At 71.5% G+C, this 22,524-nt stretch carries 21 protein-coding genes; 9 read left to right on the top strand and 12 right to left on the bottom strand.

Annotated features, from left to right (window positions below):
- From IE263_RS18765 to IE263_RS18750, 4 genes are read right to left on the bottom strand one after another with little or no spacing between them, the layout of a single operon-like run.
- Positions 1-987 (bottom strand): SCO2522 family protein, encoded by a 987-nt coding sequence (locus IE263_RS18765; protein ID WP_189937879.1) that lies wholly within the window; start codon positions 985-987, stop codon positions 1-3.
- Positions 984-1,904, bottom strand: a complete 921-nt coding sequence (locus IE263_RS18760; protein ID WP_189937878.1) for an SCO2523 family variant P-loop protein — start codon at positions 1,902-1,904, stop codon at positions 984-986. The genes IE263_RS18765 and IE263_RS18760 overlap by 4 nt, the downstream gene beginning before the upstream one ends.
- A 3-nt stretch (positions 1,905-1,907) precedes the next feature.
- Positions 1,908-3,773, bottom strand: coding sequence for an SCO2524 family protein (locus IE263_RS18755; protein ID WP_189937877.1), 1,866 nt, complete (start codon positions 3,771-3,773; stop codon positions 1,908-1,910).
- Positions 3,774-3,824: 51 nt separating this feature from the next.
- A complete protein-coding gene (locus IE263_RS18750; RefSeq protein WP_189937876.1) occupies positions 3,825-4,616 on the bottom strand; it encodes an SCO2525 family SAM-dependent methyltransferase in 792 nt (263 codons plus the stop codon).
- Between the two features lie 240 nt (positions 4,617-4,856).
- Between IE263_RS18750 and IE263_RS18745 the strand changes: the two genes are divergently transcribed.
- Positions 4,857-5,318 (top strand): GNAT family N-acetyltransferase, encoded by a 462-nt coding sequence (locus IE263_RS18745; RefSeq protein WP_229911048.1) that lies wholly within the window; start codon positions 4,857-4,859, stop codon positions 5,316-5,318.
- On the opposite strand, the gene IE263_RS18740 is transcribed toward IE263_RS18745, so the two are convergent.
- Positions 5,308-5,775: a phosphatase domain-containing protein gene (locus tag IE263_RS18740; RefSeq protein WP_189937874.1), complete on the bottom strand. Its 468-nt coding sequence runs from the start codon at positions 5,773-5,775 to the stop codon at positions 5,308-5,310. The genes IE263_RS18745 and IE263_RS18740 overlap by 11 nt on opposite strands.
- Before the next feature lie 78 nt (positions 5,776-5,853).
- Here IE263_RS18740 and IE263_RS18735 point away from each other — a divergent pair, with 78 nt between their 5' ends.
- The 3 genes from IE263_RS18735 to IE263_RS18725 are packed head-to-tail and all read left to right on the top strand — an operon-like array spanning position 5,854 to position 8,303.
- A complete protein-coding gene (locus IE263_RS18735) occupies positions 5,854-6,384 on the top strand; it encodes a SigE family RNA polymerase sigma factor (protein WP_189937872.1) in 531 nt (176 codons plus the stop codon).
- Positions 6,381-7,319, top strand: coding sequence for a hypothetical protein (locus IE263_RS18730; protein WP_189937870.1), 939 nt, complete (start codon positions 6,381-6,383; stop codon positions 7,317-7,319). Before IE263_RS18735 ends, IE263_RS18730 begins: the two co-directional genes overlap by 4 nt.
- A 57-nt stretch (positions 7,320-7,376) precedes the next feature.
- Entirely contained in the window at positions 7,377-8,303 is a 927-nt protein-coding gene (locus IE263_RS18725) for a dihydrodipicolinate synthase family protein (RefSeq protein ID WP_189937868.1), read from the top strand.
- A 43-nt stretch (positions 8,304-8,346) separates the two neighbouring features.
- Here the strand turns inward: IE263_RS18725 and IE263_RS18720 are convergent, their stop codons facing one another.
- The 6 genes from IE263_RS18720 to leuA form a co-directional block, all read right to left on the bottom strand.
- Positions 8,347-9,531, bottom strand: coding sequence for a sialidase family protein (locus IE263_RS18720; RefSeq protein ID WP_189937866.1), 1,185 nt, complete (start codon positions 9,529-9,531; stop codon positions 8,347-8,349).
- 26 nt (positions 9,532-9,557) lie between these two features.
- Entirely contained in the window at positions 9,558-10,229 is a 672-nt protein-coding gene (locus IE263_RS18715; protein ID WP_189937864.1) for a response regulator, read from the bottom strand.
- Positions 10,230-10,245: 16 nt separating this feature from the next.
- Positions 10,246-11,433, bottom strand: coding sequence for a sensor histidine kinase (locus tag IE263_RS18710; RefSeq protein ID WP_189937862.1), 1,188 nt, complete (start codon positions 11,431-11,433; stop codon positions 10,246-10,248).
- A gap of 46 nt (positions 11,434-11,479) precedes the next feature.
- Positions 11,480-13,549, bottom strand: coding sequence for an MMPL family transporter (locus IE263_RS18705; protein WP_189937860.1), 2,070 nt, complete (start codon positions 13,547-13,549; stop codon positions 11,480-11,482).
- Positions 13,550-13,703: 154 nt separating this feature from the next.
- Positions 13,704-14,399, bottom strand: coding sequence for a TerB family tellurite resistance protein (locus IE263_RS18700; RefSeq protein ID WP_189937858.1), 696 nt, complete (start codon positions 14,397-14,399; stop codon positions 13,704-13,706).
- A 184-nt stretch (positions 14,400-14,583) separates the two neighbouring features.
- Entirely contained in the window at positions 14,584-16,305 is a 1,722-nt protein-coding gene (gene leuA, locus IE263_RS18695) for a 2-isopropylmalate synthase (RefSeq protein ID WP_189937856.1), read from the bottom strand.
- Between the two features lie 319 nt (positions 16,306-16,624).
- On the opposite strand from leuA, the gene IE263_RS18690 reads away from it, so the two are divergent.
- The 4 genes from IE263_RS18690 to IE263_RS18675 all read left to right on the top strand — a co-directional run bounded on the left by IE263_RS18690 (position 16,625) and on the right by IE263_RS18675 (position 20,652).
- On the top strand, positions 16,625-17,695 hold the full coding sequence (locus tag IE263_RS18690; protein ID WP_189937854.1) for a M4 family metallopeptidase: 1,071 nt from the start codon (positions 16,625-16,627) through the stop codon (positions 17,693-17,695).
- Between the two features lie 20 nt (positions 17,696-17,715).
- The gene (locus tag IE263_RS18685) at positions 17,716-17,982 is read left to right on the top strand and encodes a protealysin inhibitor emfourin (RefSeq protein WP_189937852.1); all 267 of its coding nucleotides are present in this window, start codon (positions 17,716-17,718) and stop codon (positions 17,980-17,982) included.
- Between the two features lie 82 nt (positions 17,983-18,064).
- Entirely contained in the window at positions 18,065-19,399 is a 1,335-nt protein-coding gene (locus tag IE263_RS18680; RefSeq protein WP_373312007.1) for a GH1 family beta-glucosidase, read from the top strand.
- Positions 19,396-20,652, top strand: coding sequence for an MFS transporter (locus tag IE263_RS18675; RefSeq protein WP_189937848.1), 1,257 nt, complete (start codon positions 19,396-19,398; stop codon positions 20,650-20,652). The genes IE263_RS18680 and IE263_RS18675 overlap by 4 nt, the downstream gene beginning before the upstream one ends.
- Before the next feature lie 17 nt (positions 20,653-20,669).
- On the opposite strand, the gene IE263_RS18670 is transcribed toward IE263_RS18675, so the two are convergent.
- Positions 20,670-21,524, bottom strand: coding sequence for an NAD-dependent epimerase/dehydratase family protein (locus IE263_RS18670; RefSeq protein ID WP_189937846.1), 855 nt, complete (start codon positions 21,522-21,524; stop codon positions 20,670-20,672).
- A gap of 128 nt (positions 21,525-21,652) precedes the next feature.
- On the opposite strand from IE263_RS18670, the gene IE263_RS18665 reads away from it, so the two are divergent.
- Positions 21,653-22,516: a helix-turn-helix transcriptional regulator gene (locus IE263_RS18665; protein ID WP_189937844.1), complete on the top strand. Its 864-nt coding sequence runs from the start codon at positions 21,653-21,655 to the stop codon at positions 22,514-22,516.
- Positions 22,517-22,524: the final 8 nt, after the last annotated feature.

The following is a 22,524-nucleotide window of genomic DNA, read 5'->3' as shown; positions in this document are numbered from 1 at the left end:
TCACAGCCCCGGCGGGAACACGTAGGAGGTGCGGTCCACGACGGCCGCGGGGACGGTGATCCCCTCCCCCTGGGAGCGCACGGTGACCTGCCGTAACGCCTCGGGCTCCACATGGACCTGGTCGAGGATGACACGGACGGCGTGCTCGACCGGCAGGAACCGGGCCGGGAGGATGCTGCAGGTGGCGTACGCGGTGAAGGGCGCCGCCAGCGGGTTGAGGCGCACGACGGGCGGCAGGGCGTCCCACTCGGCGGGGAACTCCTTGGCGTCCCAGGGGGCGGGGGTCAGCACCGGTTCGCCGTTGTCCCGCAGCAGCCCGAGCCGGACGAGCTGCCAGACGGAGGCGAGGAAGGCGCAGGACCAGGTGCGCTCGTCCTCGGGCCCGCTCCACAGTTCGACGTCCATGAAGACGGAGTGGCCGCGGGCGCCGGTCTCGCTCGGCGGTTCCCAGACGGCGCCGGTGGCGTCCAGGGCGGCGGAGGTGCGCCCGCTGGGGGCGCGCCGGCCGTTGGTGAGCCAGCCGGTGCGGCTGACGGGCGGGCGGAAGCCGTTGCTGCCGGGCGGGGGCGACTCCACGAGCCGGTGCAGGACGGACTCGGCGAGTTCGGCCCGGTCGCGCCGGCCCGGCTGGGAGACGGCGCAGCCGGACTCGCGGGCCAGGTAGTCGATCGTGAGGCCGGCCTCGGCGGCCGCCGCCAGGAGGGGCGGTATGAGCTCGGCGGGGGTGGACAGCCGGCTGAAGTAGTCGTCGATCAGGAAGCAGGTGCTGATCCTGGGCCGCTTGCCCGCCGGCAGCGAACCGACGCCGGCCCGGGCGGCGTCCACCCAGGGGCGTACGGCGGCGAAGTGACCGCGCAGCCGGTCGGGGCCCTCGACGAAGTCCTCCATGTACAAGTGGCCCAATTCCAGGGAGAGATGGGAGAAGGGCACGGATTTGGTGGCCGGTTGGGCGCTGGTCTCCCGGAAGACGGTTCCCGGTCCGCTCACAGCTGCCCCCAGTACTTGTCGTCGGTCAGGCGCTGGGCGAGTTCGCCCATCTTCTGCCAGGTCTCCACATTGGCGATGCGACGGTCGTGCACGTCCTCGTCGGTGATGAGGCGTTCCTGCCACTGCAGGACGGGTTCCAGCGGAATGGACGACAGCACCCGGGTCTTGCCGATGCCGCGGCCGGCCGCGATTTCCTCGAGTTGGGTGTCGCACTGCCGCATCCACGCGTACTGCGCGGGCGACACCTGCGACCACAGCGGCGACTCGAGATTCGGTACGGCGGCCCGTACGAAGCGGATCGCGGCGGAAAGCGCGTCGGCCTCGTGGCCCATGGCGATACCCGCCTGCACGATTCCCTGTTTGCCGTACACGAGTTCGGCGGCCGCCATCACATGCTGGCGGGTCCAGCGGTGATAGACGAGCCAACGGGTTTTCAGGCGGCCGAGTCCGCCGCGCGGTGAGGTGGCGGCGAGCGCGAGGTCCATCGCATAACTGCGTCCGGCGCTCAAGTCGACGATGATGACGTCGAATTCGCGTTTCAGACGCAGCACGAGGTCCACACACCGGTGCAGGTTCTCGTCGTCGGTGACGAATTCGCCGCCGGTGCGGTCTCCGGGCAGCAGGACCAGTCGCCCGGATCCGCCGGGCCGGCTGCGCAGTTGGGGGTGTTCGGTGCGGGACCAGACGTCGACCCGCAGGGGCTCTCCGGTCTTGCCCTTCAGATACGAGTGCAGGCCGCGGCCCTCGGCCTCGGAGAGGACGTCGGGCAGGTCGAACACGGCGGCGGCGGTGGGCGAGCCGAAGTCGAAGTCCAGGTAGCAGACGTCGTCCCCGTCCAGCGCGCGGTGGTACGCGAGGTTGGCGCTGGTGACCGAGCGCCCGGTGCCCCCCTTGTCGGAGGCGGCGAAGACGAGCACGCCTCACACCCCCTGGGACCCGGCGTCACCCCGGGCGCGGGCGAGGGAGTCCAGCCGGGTCAGGACGCCGAGGGCCAACGCGTAGGCGGTGCCGGGCTGTTCGTCGACGAGGCGGCGGGCGCGGCGCAGGTCCGCCTCGATGCTCTTGATCTGTTCTCCCTGGGGGCTCTTGAGGGCGGCGGAGGGCTGTTCCATCTGCTCCTTGCCGAAGAGGTGGGCCGCCTCGCTGAGCAACGCCCTGGCCAGCAGGGAGAGTTCGGCGCTGCGGATCGGCGGCTGGTCGTAGAGGGCGTGCGCGGCGACCATGCACTCGGTGACGCGCTCGGTGATGCTCCAGGACAACGGACCCTGGCTGCGGGCCTCGGCTTCGGGGTAGACGGCGTGCACGTCGTCCCACAGGCCGACGCCCTCGCCGTCGCTGACCCGGCGCTGCCAGAGATGGTCGAGGATGTCCTCGGCGAGCCGCAGCAGCCGGTCCTGGGAGGCGATGTTCCGCGACAGCGAGCACAGTTGGATGGTCCGCTTGAGCAGCTGCGCGGAGAAGTCCGTCATCGTCCACTTCATGGCGGGGCCCAGCGCGTCGCTGCCCAGCAGGGGCAGGGTGACACCGGGGTTGTGCAGGACGATCGCGGGGTCGTCGCGGGTCATGCCGCTGGTGATCCGGCCGCGTTCGGCGAGGCGTTCCATGACCTTGACGGTGCGGGTGAGGTCGTCGTCGGTGGCCCGACGGCGGACCAGGTCGTGGACGAGGATGGAGGCGACGGAGAGGGAGAAGTACGGCGACTCCAGTTGCTGGAGGGTGGTGCGCCAGGGGATCTCCTCCAGCGGCCAGGTGCCGTCGCCGAAGCGGGCGATGGCCGACCAGTACTGCTGGGTGATCTCCCAGCGCAGCCGCAGCGCGTCGGCCAGCTTCTGCTGTTCGGTGGTGAGCAGACCGAGGACGAGGGTGCGCTCGGAGAACAGGTCGGGGATGCCGTCGAGGGCGACGACGGTGAAGTACAGGTAGGGCGTGGGGTGGGCGACGCCCTCGGGCTGTTTGCCGATGCCCTCGGCGGTCTGCGGCTCCACCTCGACCTCGGGGGCGCCCTTCACCAGGCTCCAGGCCCAGCCGCACTCGAACAGCCGGTTCTCGTTGCGCAGTTCGTCCGTGATGTCGCTGTCGAGACCGAGGGTGACGCTCTCGCTGATGACGGCGCGCAGGGCCTTGAAGCGCTCCTGGAAGCGCTGGAGGACCTGCCGTTCGGAGAGCCGGCCCTGGCCGAGGAGGCGGGTGAGGGCCTGTCCCTGGTCGGAGGAGACGTCGACGACGTTGACGGTGAAGGAGCGCAGCAGGCTCACCATGGCGGCGGTCAGCCGGGCGCTGGTGGCGTCCCAGAGCCGGTCGATCTGGGCGAGGGTGCTCGCGCGCTGGGTCTTGCCCCGGTAGACCTTGAGGAAGCCGAGGGTGGCGAGGCACAGGGTGACCGACATGGAGTAGGCGTCGACCACCCCCACGGCCCGCTGTTCCTTGGTGAGTTCCTGCCGGGGGTCCTCGGGGGCGAAGTAGTAGCCGCCGGAGAAGGTGGGGCTCTCCTCGCCGCGGTGCTGCTCCATGAACTCACTGAGGACCTTGACGAGGTTGCCGGGAATCTCGCTGGAGTCGCCCGCGCTCCTCAGCGCTCTTTCCACGTCCCGCTGCGTGGTGTCGGGGTCGTCGAGACGGAACGCGGTGATCTCGGTGGCGGGGTAGAGCAGGCACAGCAACCGCTCGGCGTCGGCGACGCTGCTGCGGCCGCCCCATTCGCCCCAGTCCCATTCACCGCCGTCGAAGGAATGGCGGGCGACGGCCTGCCATACTTCGAGCAGATTCTGTCTCGGCTTGATCTGCATGCCCATTCCCCTCGCACAGGCCCGTCAGCACGGAAAAAGAAACGGATCGGGTCAGTGTTTCCGTCGCCCGCAGGCCAGGATCATTCCCGTGTATCCCTCGCGCACGAGTTGCTTCGGATTCGCCATGCGGTGGATGCTCACACCCTCCGCGTAATCCTTGAGCGCGGATGTCACCTCGGCCCGGTCGATATCACGGGCGGGGAATTCCTGCGAGCCCACGCGATAGCCCTCGGAATGCTCCATGAACGCGGCAGCGAAGGGCGCGCCGGGATTCAGGGCGCTCATGAAACAGCCCACACCCCGACGGAATTCGTCGAGTGAGGTGGTGATGGATTCCGCGACGAAGAACATCGTGCCGAGATCCCAGCGCTCCGCGCCGCTGCAGAGGTCGAAGAGACTGCCCGCGACGGGTTCCTGGACCGCTTCCTTGAAACGCACTCTGGGGTCCGTGCCGAGCTCGGCATACGCCTGGCCCTCGTCGTCGTCACCGCTCTTCAGGACCTCCCAGAACTGGTCCCAGTTGGCGTCGTAGCCGGAGAGCTGGCTCCTGAGGTAGCGCAGGTTGCTCTCGGACCGCTCCAGGAGCGTGATCCGGTCGCACCAGGGGAGCATGGCGAGGGCGGGATAGAGATTGGGCCCCGCACCCACGTCGATACCGGAACCGACGCGACCGCCGTCCTTGCCGAAATGATCACGGAAGTGATCGCGCACGCGGGTGAGGATCTCTCTGTCCACGGACTGGATCTCGAGGTAATTGCGCTTGATGTACTCGTCGGGATCGAAGGTGTCCCAGAGCACTTCGTCATTCAGCTTTTGGTCAGCGGCGCGCGGTCCCGAGGTCATTGGTTCAGCCTAGCAGGACGCGGAGGTCTTGAAGGCGTGGATGCACCGGGCAATGATGGACGATCAGGTATGCATATCGCACAAGAGTCAGCGCAAGAGCCAGTACAAGGGGCCAGCACAAGGGCCAGCACGAGAGCCACCGCACGTGCCATTTGCTTTGTCGATCCTTCACAAGGGGACGGTATGACTCCTCTTCCCGGAGATCGTTTTCCGTCGGTCGCCGGTTCGACAGTGAGCCAGGTGTCCGGAGTAAGGCGCTTACGGATCAGAGCGGCCACGGAGGAGGATCTCCCCCATATCGTCCGTCTCGACGAGGAGGCCTTCCCGGCCGACCCGTACCCCTACTTCGTGCTCCGCCAGCTGCTGGCCTCGTTCCCGGACTTCGTGTTCGTGCTGGACGACGGCGAGGGACTGGGCGGCTATGTGCTGTCGACGCCGCCGAACGCGGCGCAGAGCTGGATCCTCAGCCTCGGCATCGCTCCCGGCCTGCGGGGCCAAGGGCTCGGAAAGCAACTGATGACACAGATCCTGGGTCATCTACGCGCGGAGGGCGTCCACTCCGTCACCCTCTCCGTGGAGCCGCGCAACCACGCCGCCATCGCCCTCTACCAGTCGCTGGGCTTCACCGCGGACCCCGGCGGCCCCCGCCAGGACTACTTCGGTCCGGGCGCCCACCGCCTCCTCATGACGCTCAGCCTGTGACGTCCGCGGCGCCCTCGCGCGTGAACTTCCGTACGTAGCCCCGCTGCCAGGGCGTCTCCACGGCGTGCCGGTCGTAGTGCCGGCGCACGAAAGCGACCGCCTCCCCGGCCGGTACGCCGTCCAGCACCGCCAGACACGCCAGCGCCGTCCCCGTACGCCCGCGCCCGCCGCCGCAGGCGACCTCCACGCGGTCGTCGGCCGCCCGCCGCCACGCCTCGACGAGCGCCGCACGGGCGTCCGCCCTGTCGGCGGGGAGCCGGAAGTCCGGCCAGCGGATCCAGCGCGCCTCCCAGGCGACCTGCGGGGGCGGGGAGCCGAGGAGATAGAGGCCGTACGAGGGCGTGGGCGCCGTCGGGTCGAGGGGCCGGCGCAGGCCGCGCCCGCGTACCAGCCGCCCGGACGGCAACGCGAGAACTCCGGGTTGCCCCGGCTGCCAGGCCCGATCGTCCTTCTCCATGGCCCCATTCCAACCCGGCTCCGAGCCCCGGGCAACCGAATCGGCCCGACCGGTGGTCTGGAGGGCGAGGAGGGGTTGATGCAGGCCGAACAAGAGGCGCAGTTCCAGGAGTTCGTCAGAGGGCGGTGGTCACGGCTCGTCCGGACCGCGTACCTGCTCACGGGCGACGTCCACCACGCGGAGGACCTGACGCAGACCGCGCTGGCGAAGGCGTACCGGTCGTGGCGGCGGATATCCCGCAGCGACAACCCGGAGGCCTACGTCCGGCGGATGCTGGTCAGCTGCAACAGCGACCGGTTCCGCAAGCGTCGGGTCAGCGAGGCGCTGACCGCGGCGCCGCCCGAGAGGGCGGGGTACGACCAGGCAGCCGGGCAGGTGGAGATGCGCGGGTCACTGCTCGACGGGCTCGCCCGGCTGCCCGCCCGGCAGCGGGCGGTGGTGGTCCTGCGCTACTGGGAGGACCTGTCGGAGGCGGAGGTGGCCGATGTGCTCGGCTGCTCGACCGGCACGGTCAAGAGCCAGGCTTCCAAGGGGCTGGCGAAACTGCGTACGTATCCCGGGCTGGCGCGTCAGGAGCGCACGGTGTCCGGGCAGGGAGGCGGCAAGTGAACCACGGGGCAGAGAACGAGCGGGGCGTCGAGGGGGACTTCGAGGAGCGGCTGCGGGAGCTGCTCGCGGAGGACGCCCACACGATCCATCCCGCGCCCGCGCCCTACCCGGCGATCCGGCGGCGGGGCGTGGTGGAACGGCGGCGGCGGATGGCGGCGTTGGGGGCGGCGTTGGTCACGCTGACCGCCGTGCCGGCGGGGGCGTACGCCGTGGCCGGGGGGAACGGGGGGCGGGGCGCTGACACGGCGACACCGATGACGTCGGTCAGCGCCCCGCAGAGCACGGCCGCCACCTCGACGAAGCCGCCCGCCGGGCCCACGGGGCCGGCCACGGCGGGGCAGCTGCTGGACGGGGTGACGTTCGAGCAGGCCGCGGAGGGCCTGGAGAAGTGCATCGGCTTCGACAAGGAGCACGCCTCGGCCGGCATGGGCAGGACCGATCCGGGCAAGGCCGCGGACTACCGGATCATCCTGGGCATGAAGAGCACCGGGGACTCCAACTCCCCCGGCGACGGCATCTTCGTCGTCGCCGTGAAGGAGCAGCCCGAGGGCTTCCGGGTGATCTGCACCGTCAAGGACGGAGAGGCGTCCGGCATCAACATCAGCTCGGGCGACGCCGGTCCCCCCGACGCGGGTCCGGTGGTGGCCGACATCAACAGCGGCAAGCTCTACCAGCAGTCGTTCATGGACAAGGGCAACTGGAAGCTGCCTTTCCGCTGGGGGCTCATCGGCACGGTCGAGCCCTCGGTGGCCAAGGTGACCGTCTCCTACGGCGACAGCAGCGCCACGGCCACCCTGGACCACGGCTGGTTCGTCGCCGCCGGCGTCCTGAACCAGCAGGTCACCGTGGCCCCGCACATCAAGGGCTACGACGCCTCCGGCAAGCTGGTGTACGACTCCGACACGGACCAGACGTACGAGAAGACTCTTCCCTAGGGGCTGCCGAGGGGACACTTCCCTGGTCGTCGTACGCACAGCCGCCAGGGAGTTCCCATGCCGTTCCCCGTCCCGCTGACCGGTGTCGTCCCGCCTCTCTGCACGCCCCTGACACCGGACCGGGAGGTGGACGTGCCCTCACTGCTGCGGCTGGTCGACCACCTGGTGGCGGGCGGAGTGCACGGGCTGTTCGTGCTCGGGACGACGTCGGAGGCGGCTTTCCTGACGGACCGGCAGCGCCGGCTCGTCGTGGAGACGACCGTGGCGCACGTCGGCGGGCAGCTCCCGGTGCTGGCCGGGGCGATCGACATGACGACGCCCCGGGTGCTGGACCAGGTCGCGTCCGTCACGGGGGCGGGCGCGGACGCGGTGGTGGTGATCTCCCCGTTCTACACCCGCACCCATCCGGCGGAGATCGCCCGCCACTACCGTCTGGTCGCCGCCGCGAGCCCGGTTCCCGTCCTGGCCTACGACCTGCCCGCCGCCGTCCACACCAAGCTCCCGGCCGACGTGGTCGTGGAGCTGGCCGCGGACGGTGTGCTGGCCGGGCTGAAGGACTCCAGCGGCGACCTGGCCGGTTTCCGCGAGGTCGTCGCCGGAACCCGTGCGCGGCCCGGCTTCAGCGTCCTGACCGGCTCCGAGCTGATCGTCGACGCGGCGCTCGCGCTGGGCGCGCACGGGGCGGTACCCGGCCTCGGCAACGTCGACCCGCACGGCTACGTCCGCCTCGACCGGCTCTGCCGTACGGGTGAGGCGGAGCTCGCGCGGGCCGAACAGGAGCGGCTGTGCGCCCTGTTCGGCATCGTGCGCGCCGGCGATCCGGCCCGGATGGGCGCCGGCTCGGCGGCGATCGGCGCGTTCAAGGCGGCGCTGCACCTCCAGGGCGTGATCGCCTGCCCGGCGACGGCGGAACCCCAGGTGCCGCTGTCGCCGCAGGAGGTGGAACGGGTGCAGGAGCTCCTGATCGAGGCCGGGCTCCTCTGACCCGCCGCCGGCCCGGCGGGTCCGTTCCGGACCGTCGGGGCCTCTACAGCCCGTCCACCGGCAGCCGCCGGAACTCGATCCTCTCGTACGGTCCCGCCGTCCCCGTCTCGTACAGCACCCCGACCGTCTCCCGGTCGACCTGCACGAGGTCGGAGTACGCGGCCGGCCGCTCCGACAGCGTCACCGCCCTGGTGAAGCTCCCCCCGCCGTCCGTGCTGCGCCAGAGCGCCGGCGCCTGCCGGGCGGTGGGTCGGGAGGGCCCGGAGAACAGCAACGGTGCGTCGGATCCCTCGAGTTGGAGGACGCTGCCCTGGACCACGGGCACGTCGTCGAGGGTGCGCTGGGGGGCGTAGGGGCGGTCGAGGGTCTCGGCGCCGTCGCAGGAGTGGGCGTCGAGGCGGTGGCCGGCGCCGCGGCCCTTCTCGTCTCGGGCGCTGAAGTAGAGGCGGCCGTCGGGGAGTTGGGCGGCGGAGCTCTCGTTGGCGTTGTACTCGCCCTCGTAGCCGGCGTCGACGAAGCCCAGCCGCCAGGTACGGCCGCCGTCGTCGCTGATCAGGGCGTGGGCGCCGTAGTAGCGGGCCTCCCGGCCGGTGTCGGGGGAGCCGGCCGGCGGGGACGCGGAGTGGTTGGCGGGAACGACCAGGCGCCCAGCGCACGGGCCCCGGGTGAGGGCGACGGCGTGCCCGGGGCCGGTGGCGTACCAGCGCCAGGACGGCGGCTTCACCGCGTCCGTGATGTCCCGGGGCTCGGTGAAGTGCCGCCCGTCGTCCCGGCTGTGCTGCACATGCACCCGGCGGCCCCGCTCGGGCGGGACCTCCCCGCGCATGATCTGCGCCTCGGTGGCGGCACCGTCGTTGGAGCAGCTGACCAGGACGACGGCGCCGGTGCGCGGGTCGAGCACGGGCGCCGGGTTGCCCCGGGTGTGCCCGTCCCCGGCGGCCACCACCGTCAGCGGACCCCAGGTGCGGCCCCCGTCGGTGGAACGGCGCACCACGAGGTCGATGTCCCCGGTGTCACCGGGCCCGTCCCGCCGCCCCTCGGCGAACGCGAGGAGCGTCCCCTGCCGGGTGGTGACGGCGGCCGGGATCCGGAAGGAGGCATAGCCGTCCTGCCCGGAGACGTACGGCACCGAGAAGGTGCAGCGGGTCGTGGCGGCGGCCCGGGACGACCAGGTGTACGGCGTGAGGAACACGGCGGTGGCGAGCAGGGTGCGGCGCAGGTGGGACATCGTTCTCCCCAGGGCGTGTCGGTCGCTCACATCGTCCCCGGTGTCACCAGCCCCGACTCGTACGCCACGATGACGAGTTGGGCGCGGTCCCGTGCCCCCAGCTTGCCCATGATGCGGCTGACGTGGGTCTTCGCGGTGAGCGGGCTCAGGCCCAGGGTCTCGGCGATCTCGGTGTTGGTGAGGCCGCGCGCGACCAGGGCGAGCACCTCGCGCTCCCGTTCGGACAGGGACTCGGGTCCGCCGGTCGTGGGCGGTGCGGCGGCGGGGCTGCGCAGGAAGCGGGCGATCAGCCGGGCCGTCGGACCCGGCGACAGCAGCGCCTCGCCGGCGGCGACCGTGCGGATGGCGTCGAGGAGGTCGGCGGGGCGGGTGTCCTTCACCAGGAAGCCGGAGGCGCCCGCGCGCAACGCCTCGACGATGTTCTCGTCGGTGTCGTAGGTGGTCAGCACGAGCACTCTCACCCCGGCGAGGTGTTCGTCGGCGGCGATCAGCCGGGTCGCCTCGATACCGTCGAGGTCGGGCATGCGGATGTCCATCACGACCAGGTCCGCACGCTCGTCGCGGGCCAGCTCCACGGCCTCCCGGCCGGTGCCGGCCTGCCCGACGACCTCCATGTCCGGCGCCGACTCGACCAGCATCGCGAACGCGGCCCGCACCAGCGTCTGATCATCGGCCAGCAGCACCCGGATCGGACTCATCGTTTCTCCCCCGGCCTCATCGTCTCTCCCCCATGGGCAGTACGGCGCACACCTCGAAGCCCTCCCCCTCCCGCGGCCCCGCCTCCAGCGTGCCGCCCACGCTGCGCGCCCGCTCCCGCATGCCGACCAGCCCGAACCCGGGCGTCCCGACACCGGCCCCGGCACCGGCCCCGTCGTCGCTGACGGTCACCCGCAGGGCACCCTCGTCGCCGTACACGCTCACCCGCACCCTCAGATCGTCCCGTCCGCCGTGGCGTACGGCGTTGGTGAGGGCCTCCTGCACGATCCGGTAGGCGGCCGCGCCGACCGCCGGCGGCACGGTGTCCTCGCCTTCCCGCCGTACCGACAACTCGACCTCGGCCCCGGTGGCGCGGGCCGTCTCGGCGAGGTCGGGCAGGCTGTGCAGACCGGGAAGCGGGCCGCGGGTCTCGGGCGCGCCGGGGTCGCGCAGCACCTCCAGGGTCGTCCGGAGTTCGCCGCGGGCGCTGCGGCAGGTCTCGGCGATGTCGTCGAGGGCCTGGGCGACGGCCGCGCGGTCGAGGCGCCCGGGGTCGGCGGCCAGGACGTGCGCGGCGACGGAGGTCTGCACTCCGATGAGGGTGATGCTGTGGGCGAGCAGGTCGTGCAGGTCGCGGGCGATGCGCAGCCGCTCCTCGGCGACGCGGCGGCGGGCCTCCTCCTCGCGGGTGCGTTCGGCGCGTTCGGCGCGGTCCAGGGCGGCGGTGACGTTCTCGCGGTGGACGCGGATGTAGCCGCCGAAGAGCAGCACGGCGAAGATCCAGCCGGAGATCCGCAGGAACTCCACCATTCCGTCGAGGTTGGTGAGCGCGTTGAGGGTCAGCGTCACACCGATGACGACGGATCCGACGACCAGGGTGCGGCGGGCCGGGCTGGTCACCGCGACCGTGTAGAGGGCCAGCAGGGTGGGGGCGATCGGTGCCGTGTGGTTGTAGTCGAGGGCGTGGTAGGGCGTGATCAGGACCACCATCTGGCACAGGACGAGCACCGGGTACCGCCTGCGCCACACGAGCGGCACATGTCCGGCGAGCAGCAGCGCCCAGCCGAGCGTGTCGGGCCGGCGCCCGTCGAGGACGAGCACCGCGAGCACGGAGTCGACGACGGCCAGGCCCGCGGCGAGCCAGACGTCCGCCCACGGATGTCTCACCCAGCGTTCCACCGCTGCTCCCCCTCTCCCCGCGACCATCCTGCACGAGCGGGCGCCCCCTCCGGCGGAGAGGGGCGCCCTCCGGTCAGCCGACGACCGGTTCACGCTCACGCGCCGGTTCCGGCTCCGGCGCCCGCGCCAGCCGCCCCGGCCACCACACCCGGCGTCCCAGCGCCACGCTCGCGCTGGTCACCAGGTAGGTGCGGACCAGGAAGGTGTCCAGCAGCACTCCGACGGCGATGACGAAGCCCAGCTCGACGAGCTGTACGAGCCCCATGTTCGTCAGCACCGCGAAGGTCGCGGCGAGGACCAGCCCGGCCGAGGCGATGACCCCGCCGGTGGTGCGCAGCGCGGTGAGCGCGGCGGCGGCCGGTTCGGCGCCCCGCAGGGACTCCTCCCGCATGCGGTGCATGAGGAAGATGCCGTAGTCCACGCCGAGGGCGACCAGGAACACGAAGGTCAGCAGCCCCAGCCCGGGATCCGTGCCCTCGAAGCCGAACACCGGCTCGAACAGCAGCCCACCGAGGCCGAGCGAGGCGCCCCACACCGCGACCACGGCGGCGGTCAGGAGCAGCGGGGCGACGAGGGAGCGCAGCAGCACGCCCAGGATCAGCAGCACCGACAGCAGCACGAGCGGTACGACGATGAGCCGGTCCCGGGCGTTGGTGTCCTTCAGGTCGATCTGCTGGGCGCTGGCCCCGCCGACATAGGAGCCGTCGAGGCTGTCCCGCAGCCGTTCGATGGTGGCGGTCTCGGCCGCCGACTGGGGCGGTGCGGACGCGGTCACCGAGATCTCGGTCCAGCCCTCGCCGGTGCGGCCCTTGCGGGCGCTGTCGACGCCGTCGACGCCCTGGATCGTGGTGAGCGTGGCGTCGGCGCGGGCGGCCGGGGTGAGCACGTCGATGGGCTGCGCGGAGCCCTGCGGGTAGGCCCGGGCCAGGACCTCCATGGCGGCGACCGACTCGGGCGTGTCCACGAAGGTGTCCTGCTGCTTGACCGTGCCGGGCAGGTTCAGCGCCCCTAGGGCGAGCGCGCCGAGCAGCACCGCTCCCCCGGCCAGCACGGTCAGCGGGCGCCGGCCCGCGGAGGTGCCCATCGCGGCGAACAGCGAGCGGCGGGCCTTGGGCGTGCTGCCGTAGGCGGGCACCAGCGGCCAGAACACGCGGCGGCCGAGCAGGACGAGGACGGCGGGCAGCAGGGTCAGCATGGCGACGAGCGCGCACAGCACGCCGACGGTGCCGAGCGGGCCCATCCCCCGGTTGGAGTTGAGGTCGGCGGCGAGCAGGCACAGCAGTCCGGCGGCGACTGTCCCGGAGGAGGCGAGCACGGCGGGCCCGCAGCCGCGCAGGGCGGCCCGCATGGCGTCGTACGGCCGCTCGATCCGGCGCAGTTCCTCGCGGTAGCGGGAGACGAGCAGCAGGGCGTAGTCGGTGCCGGCGCCGAAGACGAGGATGGTCATGATGCCGGAGCTCTGTCCGGACACCGAGGTCCCGAAGGCCTGGTTCAGGCCGTAGGCCACGGCCATGGACAGGTAGTCGGCGATCCCGGCGACGACGAGCGGCACCAGCCACAGCACCGGGCTGCGGTAGATGAGGATCAGCAGGACGGCGACGACGGCGACGGTGGTGTAGAGCAGCGGCCCGCCGAGCGAGTTGTAGACCTCGCTCGCGTCGGTGGCGAGCGCGCCCGTTCCGCCCACCTCGACCGTCAGCCCGCCCTCACCGTGGGCGACCTGGCGTACGGCGTCGACGAAGGCGTCCCGCTTCTCCTCGTCGGTGCCGGGCTCGTTGCTGGCCACGGGGTACATGAGGGTCGTGCCGTCCTCGGACGGGATCCCCTGCGGCGGCCCGGTCAGCGCGTGCTCCCCCGCGACCCGCGTGACCTGTTCCTGCGCCGTGGCCCGGTCGGCGGCGGTCAGCCCGCCGTCGCGGTGGTAGACCAGCACCAGCTCGGTGGTCTCGCCGCCCGGCAGCCGCTCCTGGAGCTCGGCGGCCTTCGTGGAGTCCGCGCTCGCCGGCAGATAGTCGGTGATCCGGTCGTGCTGGACGTCGGCGAGTTTCGCGGCGAACGGTGAGGCGATCGCGAGCACGCCCACCCACAGCGCGAGCACCACCCAGGGGATGGCGCGCCTGCCCTTCGTTTTCCCGGCCCCCATGAATCGGGCCCTCCCTTCGGCACGGATGTCCGGTTGCGGCTTCCAGACTTCCGGTGCGGGAGGGTGAAAACGTCGCGCGCGAGGGCGAGTTGGGGGGTACTGCCCGGGGTGGCCGGGAGGGGGGAGTACTCCCCGGGGAGTACTCAGACCGCGGTCAGGACGGCGTCCGCGCCGCCGCCAGCAGCCGGGCCACGTCGTCCGCGCAGATCGTCAGCGCGGCACCCACCGTGGCCAGCACCTCCCGCTCGGCGGGCGTGTACGGGCCGTCGGCCAGGGCGATGCGGGCGCCCTGCAGCAGGATCGATTCGCGGCCGACCGGCGCGAGGTGCGGGGCGAGCGGGTCGAGGGCCTCGTGGAGCTCTATGGCCAGCCCGGGGGTGCACGGTTCGCCGTAGGCGCGGCCGGTGTCGGCGGCCAGGGCGTCGACGAGGGCGGCGAGCTGCTCCTGCGTGCAGTCCGGGAAGCCGGCCGCGCGCACCGCCACGGCCGCCGTCTCCAGGGACGTACGGGCGCAGGTGCCGCCGGCGGACAGGACCGCGAGGGCGACGGTGTGGACGGCGTCGCGGAGCATCGCGGAGAAGCGGGTGGTGGTGGGGTGGTCGAGGACGTCGGTGCCGAAGTGGCGCCGGCAGGCGGCGCACTCGACGACCGGTCCGCTCGCGCCGCGCGGCAGCACGGGCACGCCGAGCAGGGTGAAGCGCCGCTGGCCGGTCAGTCGCTGGTAGTTGCGGTCGCCGCCGCAGCCGGGGCAGAAGAACTCACCGTCCCCGACGGGCGTCCATGCGGTGCGGGTGCCCAGCATGCGGGCAAGCCCGGTGGCACGGCCGTCTCGTCCCCGTCCTGGCAGCACGTCGCACCTCCGTAACCGCGCGGCAACATCGCCGCACGTCTGCGTGATGTTAGCCACATCCCGGAGCCGGAGTCAGCACCCAGGACGAGACCTTTCCGTGACCTCCATGGCCGGATGGCCGAGAAACGACGGGCCCCGACCGCCGTTTCCGACGGCCGGGGCCCGAAACTCCCGGTCAGGGTGGTCAGCGTGCCGCGCGGTTGACGGCGGACACGACCGCCTTCAGCGACGCACGCGTCGTGTTCGCGTCGATGCCGATGCCCCACAGGACCTTGTCGCCGATCGCGCACTCGATGTACGAGGCGGCCTGCGCGGAGGCGCCCTCGCTCATGGTGTGCTCGGTGTAGTCCAGCAGGCGGGCGTCGATGCCGATGCCCTGCAGGGCGTGGAAGAACGCGGAGATCGGGCCGTTGCCGGTGCCGACCAGGGTGGTCTCCACGCCGTCGACCTCGGCCTCGACGGTGAGGGTGTCCACGCCGTCGGTGTCGGTGGTCGACTGGTTGTTGCGTACCTGGATACGGCCCCACGGATTGTTCGGGTTCGGCAGGTACTCGTCCTGGAAGGTCGCCCAGATGTCCTTCGGGGTGACCTCGCCGCCCTCGGCGTCCGTCTTCGCCTGGATGATCTTCGAGAACTCGATCTGCATCCGGCGCGGCAGGTCCAGCTTGTGGTCGTTCTTCAGGACGTACGCGATACCGCCCTTGCCGGACTGCGAGTTGACGCGGATGACGGCCTCGTAGGAGCGGCCGACGTCCTTCGGGTCGATCGGCAGGTACGGCACCGCCCACTCGATGTCGTCGACGGTGACGCCCTTGGCGGCCGCGTCGGCCTCCATCGCGTCGAAGCCCTTCTTGATGGCGTCCTGGTGGGAGCCGGAGAAGGACGTGTAGACCAGGTCGCCCACGTACGGGTGGCGCGGGTGGACCTCCATCTGGTTGCAGTACTCCCACGTACGACGGATCTCGTCGATGTCGGAGAAGTCGATCTGCGGGTCGACGCCCTGGGAGAACAGGTTCATGCCCAGGGTGACCAGGTCGACGTTGCCGGTGCGCTCGCCCTGCCCGAACAGGCAGCCCTCGACGCGGTCGGCGCCGGCCATCAGCGCCAGCTCGGCGGCGGCGACGGCCGTACCGCGGTCGTTGTGGGGGTGGACGGACAGGCAGACGTACTCACGGCGGGAGAGGTTGCGGCCCATCCACTCGAAGCGGTCGGCGTGGGTGGAGGGGGTGGAGCGCTCGACGGTCGCCGGCAGGTTCAGGATGATCTCGCGGCCCGGACCGGGCTGCCAGACGTCCATGACCGCCTCGCAGACCTCCAGCGCGAAGTCCAGCTCGGTGTCGGTGAAGATCTCGGGCGAGTACTGGTAGCCGAACTCGGTCTCGGGGCCCAGCAGCTTCTCCGCGTACTCCATCACCAGACGCGTGCCGTCGACGGCGATCTGCTTGATCTCGTCCTTGGAGCCGCGGAAGACGACCCGGCGGAAGACCGGGGCGGTGGCGTTGTAGAGGTGGACGGTGGCGCGCTTGGCGCCCTTCAGGGACTCGACGGTCCGCTCGATCAGGTCCTCGCGGGCCTGGGTCAGGACGGAGATCGTCACGTCGTCCGGGATCGCGCCCTCTTCCTCGATGATCGAGCGCACGAAGTCGAAGTCGGTCTGGCCGGAGGCGGGGAAGCCGACCTCGATCTCCTTGTAGCCCATCTTGACCAGCTGGTCGAACATCCGGCGCTTGCGCTCGGGCGACATCGGGTCGATCAGGGCCTGGTTGCCGTCACGCAGGTCGGTGGAGAGCCAGCGGGGAGCGGCGGTGATCCGGTTGTTCGGCCAGGTGCGATCGGGGATGCCGACCTGCTCGTACTGTCCGTACTTGTGGATCGGCATCTGGCTGGGCTGCTGGCGGTTCGCCATGGTGCGGTGGCTCCTCAGGGTGTCCGGAAGGACGGCCGACGACGCAACACCAAGCTCCGCGGGGAGGGGGTCGGCCTCGACTACAGGCCCTCGCCGCGGCAGCTAAGGAGAAGCAGCCCGAAACGCATAGTGCTCCGCACTGTAGCCGAGCCGCATCGGGCACGCGGGCCTGTTCCAGTATGCGGGACCGGGTGAACGAACAGGACAAAACGTGCGCCATACCACTCCCGGACGTGCCCGAGGGTCCTTTGTCACCGTTTTCCACCAATCATGGTTGCGGGTGGTGACAGAGAGGTGACGCAGTGCAAGGGTGCCGGGCATGACGACTCACGGGGGCTTCGAGCCCGTCTTCTGCACCGTCGTACCGCCCCACGTCCTCGACCGGCTGGCGCGCAACGACGACCCCGCACTCTCCGGACCCGCACAGCGCACCCTGGTGCGCGACAGCGAGCTGCGCTCCCGGCGCCGGGTGACCACCGAGTTCCGCCTGTGGGCCGGCCCGACGGCGAAGGCACCGTCGGAGCAGCCGCTGCGCACGATCTACGACGCGGAGCACAGGACCGACCTGCCCGGCACCAAGGTCCGCGGCGAGGGCGAGGACCCCGGCCAGGACGCCACGGTCAACCGCGCCTACTCCGGCCTCGGCGCCACCTTCGACCTCTTCCTCAAGGCCTACGGCCGCCACTCCATCGACGGCGACGGCCTGCCCCTGGACGCCACGGTCCACTTCGACGAGGGCTACAACAACGCCTTCTGGAACGGCGAGCAGATGGTGTTCGGCGACGGCGACGGCGAGATCTTCGTCGACTTCACGAACTCCATCGACGTGATCGGCCACGAGCTGGCCCACGGCGTCACCCAGTACACGGCGAACCTCACCTACTACGGCCAGCCGGGCGCCCTCAACGAGTCGATGTCCGACGTGTTCGGCTCGCTCATCAAGCAGTACTCGCTCGGCCAGACCGCCGCCGAGGCCGACTGGCTCATCGGCGCCGGCCTCCTCGCGCCGAGCGTGACCGGCCAGGCCCTGCGCTCCATGAAGGCCCCCGGCACCGCGTACGACGACGACGTCCTGGGCAAGGACCCGCAGCCCGCGACCATGGACGACTACGTCCGCACCGGCCGCGACAACGGCGGCGTCCACATCAACTCCGGCATCCCCAACCACGCCTTCCACCTGGCCGCCACCGCCATCGGCGGCTTCGCCTGGGAGAAGGCGGGACAGATCTGGTACGACGTCCTGACCGGCGGCGAGCTCTCGGAGAAGGCCCTCTTCACCGACTTCGCCAAGCTGACCGTGCGGGCCGCGCGGGAGCGCTTCGGCGACGGCGGGGAGGAGCTCCAGGCCGTGGAGAAGGCGTGGGAGCAGGTGGGGGTGCGGATCCTGTAGGTCCGTACTAGACAGGTCCCATGCGTATTCAGGTGAGGCGCACGGGCGGATTCGCGGGCATCGAGCGGCACGCCGAGGTGGACACCTCGGGGCGGCCCGATGCCCAGGAGTGGCACGCCCTGGCCGAGAAGGCGGTCGCCGCCGGCCGGGGCGTGCCCCCGATCGGGGTCCCGGACGGCTTCAGCTACCAGATCACCGTGGACGGCAGGACGGTGTACGCGGCCGATCCCCGACTCACGGAGGAACAGCAGAAGCTGATCTCCCGGGTACTGAAGGAGGGGGCCTAGCAGGGGCGGCGTGAGGCGTACCCGGAAGGCCCGTAACAGGACGTTCCCGCCTGCCCGTTGACTTCCGTTACCGCTGGTACGGATGATCCGGCGCATGGCAAGCGAAGAGCGCAGTGCGCCGAACCCGATCCCCCGGTTCCCGGCCGGCTTCCTGTGGGGTGTCTCGACCTCCGCCCACCAGATCGAAGGGGCGGTGGACGAGCGCGAGCCGTCCGTGTGGGACACCTTCACGGCCGAACCCGGGCGCGTGAAGGACGACTCGACGGCGGCGGTGGCCTGCGACCACTACCACCGCTACCCCGAGGACGTGGCGCTGCTGTCCGGCCTGGGCGTGGACGCGTACCGCTTCTCGATCTCGTGGCCGAGGGTGAACTCGCCCGGTGGCCTCGACTTCTACGACCGCCTGGTGGACGAACTGCTGACGGCCGGCGTACGCCCCGTCCCGACCCTCTTCCACTGGGACCTGCCGGCGCGGCTGGACTGGCTGGAGCGGGACACGGCGTACCGCTTCGCCGAATACGTGTCGATGGTGGTGGACCGCCTGGGCGACCGCGTCAAGAAATGGATCACCCTCAACGAGCCCGCCGAACACACCCTGCTGGGCCACGCGCTGGGCACCCACGCCCCCGGAAAGCAGCTGCTCTTCGACGCGCTCCCGGTGGCCCACCACCAACTCCTGGCCCACGGCCTGGCCGTGCGGGCCCTGCGCGCGGCCGGCGCGAGCGACATCGGCATCGCCAACTCCCACGGCCCGACCTGGCCGGCCTCCCAGGAGCAGGCCGACCTGGACGCGGCGGCCTTCTACGACGTCCTGCTGAACCGGCTGTTCGCGGAGCCGCTCCTGCTGGGCGAATACCCGGAGGGGCTGGGCGAGTTGATGCCCGGAGACGTCCAGGCGGACCTGAAAGTGATCGCGGAACCCCTCGACTGGTACGGCGTCAACTACTACGCCCCGACGAGGGTCGGCGCCCCGCAGGGCACGGAGATCGAGTTCGGCGGTGTGCGGATCCCGGCCGAACTCCCCTTCTCCGTCCGTCAGATCGAGGACGTCCCGGTGACGGACTTCGGCTGGCCGGTGGTCCCAGAGGCCCTGACGGAACTGCTGACCACCTTCCAGGACCGCTACGGCGACCGCCTCCCCCCGATCGTCATCACCGAGAACGGCTGCAGCTACGAGGGCATCGACGACCAGAACCGCATCGCCTACCTCGACGGCCACCTCCGCGCCCTGCACCGGGCGGTGGAGGCGGGCGTGGACGTACGCGGCTACTTCGTGTGGTCGCTGCTGGACAACTTCGAGTGGGCGGAAGGCTACGCGCGCCGCTTCGGCCTGGTCCACGTCGACTACGACACCCTGACCCGCACCCCCAAGGCCTCGTACACCTGGCTGCGGGACGTCCTGCGAGCCCAGAGATGACGACAACGCGCCCTGCTCCCGGCGCCCTGGCCGAGCCGGTCGACCGGATGGGCCGGGGCTGGACGGCGGCCCTGGCCCTGGCCAACGGGGCGATCTGGGTGGGCTGGTACGGCCCTCTGCAGATCCTGCTGGCCTCCCAGGCCGAGGACTTCGCACCCGGCTCCGGCATGTCGAAGGAGACGATGCTGGCCTGGGTGACCGGCGTGGGCGCGGTGGTGTCCCTGGCCGCGAACCCCCTCTTCGGCGCCCTGTCCGACCGGACTACGTCCCGCCACGGCCGCCGCACGCCGTGGATCGTGGCCGGCGCGGCGGGCGGCGCCCTGTCGTTGCTGCTGCTGGGAGCGGCGGACGGCGTGTGGTGGATGGCCCTGGGCTGGTGCCTGGTCCAGCTGACCCTCAACGCGGCCTTCGCGGCGGTCACGGCAGCCGTCCCCGACCGGGTCCCGCGCCTCCAACGGGGCTCGGTGGGCGGCTGGTTGGGCGCGGCCCAGATCCTGGGCGTGGTCGGCGGTACGGGGCTGGCGACGGTCGCCGGGGGCGTAGGGGCGGGCTATGCGGCCTGCGCGGTGTTCACGGTGCTGGGCGTGCTGCCGTACGTGGGCCGGTACAAGGACCTCCGCCTCGGGCCGCAGGACCGCCCGGCCTGGTCCTGGCGCACCTTCCTGTCCGGCTTCTGGCTGAGCCCACGCCGCTACCCCGACCTGGGCTGGGCCTGGCTCACCCGCTTCCTGATGAACCTGAGCAACGCGCTGGTCCTTCTCTACCTGCTCTACTACCTGCGGGACCAGTTGAACCACACCGACCCCGACGAGGGCGTCCTGATCCTGACGGCCGTGAACGGCGTGACACTGCTCGCCACAGTGGTGGTCGGCGGCATCTGGTCCGACCGGGTGGGCCGGCGCAAGCCGTTCGTGATCTGGTCGGGCGTGCTGATGGCGGTGGCGACGGCCGGCCTCGCGGCCTGGCAGACCTGGCCGGGAGCGATCGTCGCGGCGGCGGTGCTGGGCGTGGGCTTCGGCGTCTTCACCTCGGTCGACTTCGCCCTGATGACAGACGTCCTGCCAAAGGCGCTGGACCGCGGCAAGGACCTGGGCGTCATCAACGTGGCCAACGCCCTCCCCCAGGTCGCGGCCCCCGCCCTCGCCGCACCGATCGTGGCCCACCTGGGCGGCTACCGGGTGCTGTACCTGGTGGCGGCGGTGATCGGGTTGGCGGGGGCGGTGTTGGTGGGGCGGATCAGGGGGGTGGAATGAGCTGGGTGGGCGGGCGCCTACAGGGCACCGGCGTCCCGGGCCGCGTAGACGCTGGGGTACAGCGGGCGGTAGCCGAGCTCCCGGCGGATGCGGTCGGTGGAGGTGATCACGAACCACGGGTCGGAATCGGTGCGGGTGTGGAGCTCGGCGGGGACCTCGACGCCGTTGAGCTGGTGCAGTTCGACCGCTGTGACGGGGGCGTCGTCGGCGATGTTGTAGATCCGGCCGGCGATGCCCGGCGCGTACAGCAGACGCAGCAGTCCCTGAGCCACGTCCGCGTGATGACCCATCTGCAGCCGCTGGGTCGCCGCCCAGTTCCGGGCCCACATCAGGGACTGGGCAAGGTGCGGATCGCCCTCGCCGTAGACGAAGGGGAGCCTCCCGACCCGCACGTCCAGCCCGTCCAGCGCGAGCAGCTCCCGCTCGGCCTCGGCCTTGGACTCGGCGTAGGCGCCCCACATCGCGCCGCCGGGCTGGACCGGGTCGTCCTCGGTCAGCGGGCGGCCCCGCCCGACGCCGTACACCAACCCCGTGCTGACCTGTACGAACCGCCGTACACCGGAGGCCAGCGCGGCGCGACCCAACTCCACGGCCGCGTCCCGGTTGACGGCCCAGGCTTCCTCGTCCGGCACCCCGCGGAACGACGCCGCGACGTTCACCACCGCGTCCACCCCGGCCACCGCCTTGCCGAGGGTCTCCGCGTCCCGCAGGTCCCCGACCACGACGTCGGCGCCCAGTTCCGCGAACCGCTCCCCGCCTGCCGCGTCGCGCACCAGCACCCGCACCTTCTCCCCAGGCCGGGTCTGCGCCAGCAGCCTCGGTACGAAACGCCGGCCGACCTGTCCCGTCGTACCCGTCACCAGTGTCAGCATGATGTGCTCCTCTGCTCTCCGTCTGGTGCCACCACCCTCGGACGGAGCCCGCCCGGCCGGGAGAGACCCGTCGATCAGGGGACTGGCAGTCCCTGGATAAGCCGGGCGTGATACCGCAGCCTGAAGAGGTGAACCGAGCCGAACTCGCCGACTTCCTGCGCCGTGGCCGGGCCCGTCTGAGCCCGTCGGACGTGGGCCTGACACCGGGCGCCCGCCGCCGCACACCCGGACTGCGCCGCGAGGAGGTGGCCCAGCTGGCGGGCATGTCGGTCGACTACTTCACGCGCCTGGAACAGTCCCGTGGCCCGCGTCCTTCCCGTCAGATGCTGACGGCGCTGGCCCGCGCCCTGCGCCTCACCGACGACGAACGCGACCACCTCTTCCACTTGGTGGGCGAGGAGCCCCCGCGCCGTGAGACGGCGTCGACGCACGTCCCTCCCGGCCTGATGCTGATCCTGGACCGCCTGCACGACACACCGGCGCAGGTGGTGACCGACTGCGGCGAGGTCCTGGCGCAGAACGCGATGGCCAGGGTGCTGACCTTCGACGTGATGTCCCACCCCCGGCAGGAGCGCAATCTGGTCCGCCGTTACTTCCTGGACCCGACCGCGCGCAGCCTGTTCCCGGAGGAGGACCGCGCGGACCACGCCCGCGCTCACGTGGCCAACCTGCGCGCGGTGACCGCCGCCCGCCCCGACGACCCGGAACCGGCCGCGTTGGTCGCCGAACTCCGGGCGGCGAGTGAGGAGTTCGCCCGCCTGTGGGACGCGCACGAGGTGTCCCTGCGCCACCGGGCGACAAAACGCTTCCTGCACCCGCTGGTCGGCCTCCTGGACCTCGACTGCGAGGTGCTCCTCAGCCACGAGCACCACCAGCTCCTGATCATCCACACCGCCCGCCCCGGCACGGAGTCCTACGAGCGACTGCAGTTGCTGCGGGTGGTGGGCTTGCAGGACTTCGCTACCAGCGGGGCGGAGAGGGGAGGCGACTGAGGGGGCTG

Origin of the sequence: Streptomyces aurantiogriseus, from assembly GCF_014649375.1 — a bacterium.
GTDB lineage: Bacteria > Actinomycetota > Actinomycetes > Streptomycetales > Streptomycetaceae > Streptomyces > Streptomyces aurantiogriseus.
The sequence above is the reverse complement of the archived record's forward strand: the minus strand, read 5'-3'. Positions and strand labels throughout refer to the sequence as shown.